We start from the raw sequence: 418 nt of genomic DNA, 5'->3' as shown, positions 1-418 counted from the left end.
TAACGTAAAGAATGAATGATAGTGCAATAAAATTTCTCCAAATACCACGAGAAAAATAAATGAAAATTACAACATCAGACCTAAAGCAAGATCGGCAATGGAGCGCCACGATTGGTATGACTAGAGAACGGTTTTTTATTTTGCTAGATCATTTCAAAAATGCTTATTTTCAGACTTATAAAGCAGAACTATCTAAACGAAAAGTTGAGGTTAATATTGGCTATTGTATTAATAATGAAGAGGAGCTTTTATTGTTCACCTTATTTAGTCTTAAATCAGGACTGACCTATGATACTTTAGGCGTTGTTTGTGGAATGAGTGGTTCTAATGCGAAAAGAAATCAGGGAATTGGCTTGAAAATTTTAGCTCAAACTTTGACTAAACTAAAAGTAATGCCTGAACGTAAACTATTGACTGT

Annotated in this window: 1 protein-coding gene; it reads left to right on the top strand. The window is 32.8% G+C overall.

Features of this window, described 5'->3' with window-relative positions; translation table 11 throughout:
- Positions 1-59: 59 nt before the first annotated feature.
- Positions 60-418 (top strand): hypothetical protein (locus tag HUK38_RS14800; RefSeq protein ID WP_182585068.1); only part of this gene is annotated, 359 nt, incomplete at its 3' end.

The sequence above is a fragment of the Thiospirillum jenense genome, assembly GCF_014145225.1.
Classification (GTDB): domain Bacteria; phylum Pseudomonadota; class Gammaproteobacteria; order Chromatiales; family Chromatiaceae; genus Thiospirillum; species Thiospirillum jenense.
Note: the sequence above shows the minus strand (reverse complement) of the source record. Positions and strands in the feature narration are given on the sequence as shown.